At 31.9% G+C, this 1,435-nt stretch carries 1 protein-coding gene; it reads right to left on the reverse strand.

Going from position 1 to position 1,435, the window contains the following annotated elements; all coding sequences use genetic code 11:
- Window positions 1-225: 225 nt before the first annotated feature.
- Window positions 226-1,314, reverse strand: a complete 1,089-nt coding sequence (locus tag G525_RS21410) for a hypothetical protein (protein ID WP_035480124.1) — start codon at window positions 1,312-1,314, stop codon at window positions 226-228.
- Window positions 1,315-1,435: the final 121 nt, after the last annotated feature.

A 1,435-nucleotide genomic window follows, 5' to 3' on the forward strand; every position in this document is an offset into this window, starting at 1 on the left:
TGAGTCATTCGCATATTTTTCAATTTCCGATTTAATGTCTTTTAAATTACTCATAAGTCTCATTTTTAACGGTTCTGCTCAATGAATGCCAACGTTTATGTATATGAGCTGTGGCGTGTTTAGGCACGAACCTCTCCAGATAAAAACTGGCTTTGGAAAATCCGCAGGATTTTCCAAGTGAGAACTGACCAAGCCATAGCTTATATACGGTGTTGGCAACCGTATTTATTGTATCGACATATAGTCAGTTGTTAGATTAATAATCATTTTTTTAGTCAATGTGATTATTCTCTTTATCTCATTACTTCTCAATCTTACGAGTTGATTAATTTTCATTGAATTGTCTCCAGTATTTTGGATATATTCCGAATCAACTTGTCCATTATTATGTGTAAATAAATGACGAATATTAAACATTTTATTCACGAATTGCTTTTCATCATCTGTTATGCCTTCGAAAATGTTAATACTAAACCATTCGTTAAGTTTTTCACTTGAGCCAAGAATTCTTTGAAAACTTATTGCCTTTAATTCTTTCCTTCTTTTTTCTGTCAGTGGTAAAAGTAATAGATGCTTTCTTATTTCGTTAGCCAATCCTTCAAATTCAGAAACACAACGTAGTAGCTTTTCCCATTCAGATTCTCTTTTATGTCTATCCTCAATATTTTCGTCAACATCTTTAAATTTCTCTTCTAAAAAATTAATTTTCTTCAACGCAATGTCTTCGCAGTTATGTTTGCCACAACTTGAACATTTACCATATTCTCCAAGAATATCAGTTTCGTTTTTACATTTTTCACAAGTAAATTTATTTTGTTGAGTTTCTTCTTTATAAACCCAAGGCGAAACTGTATTTAGAGGTAAAGAAGTAGCGATTTCATCTAAATCAATTTTTGCCGATATTCCTTTTGAAAGTGTATCTATTTGAGCTTTAACAAAATTGCGGACAAAATCTTTTTGGTTTTCAGTTAAAAATTCGGTGAAATCATCTTTGTGTCCACAGTAAGGACAAATATTCTTTTTATTAACGGAACTTGTCCTAAAATAGGAGTCACATTTGGGACATCTTTTCCCGAAAAAACCTTCGTCATCAGAAAATAAACTAACTAAAATAGACGGTTGCTTATAAACCATCTGTTGCCCCATTCCAACAAAATTTACTATTTCAAGAATATTTCCATCGTAGTCTGCACATACCTGATAAATTTTAATGCAAGTTGAACTACTATTTGTAATTCGCTGTGAATATTGTCCATCACGATTTATAAATTCTATGGTAGTTCCTGTTCTGCCTATTTCTGAAAATTCACTCATTTACGTGTTTTTGTTTATATGGTTGCCAACGTCTCTGTATATGGCTCGTAGCGTGCAAATAAGCTGTTTCCTTTCGGATTAGCACGAGCCATATTTTTAATTTTTATGTTTTAAATATTTG

Origin of the sequence: Gelidibacter mesophilus DSM 14095 (genome assembly GCF_000423005.1) — a bacterium.
GTDB classification, from domain to species: Bacteria; Bacteroidota; Bacteroidia; order Flavobacteriales; family Flavobacteriaceae; genus Gelidibacter; species Gelidibacter mesophilus.

Excerpts from the sequence above, each read along its gene's own strand:
- G525_RS21410 (WP_035480124.1), bottom strand. The coding sequence starts at position 1,314 with ATGAGTGAATTTTCAGAAATAGGCAGAACAGGAACTACCATAGAATTT.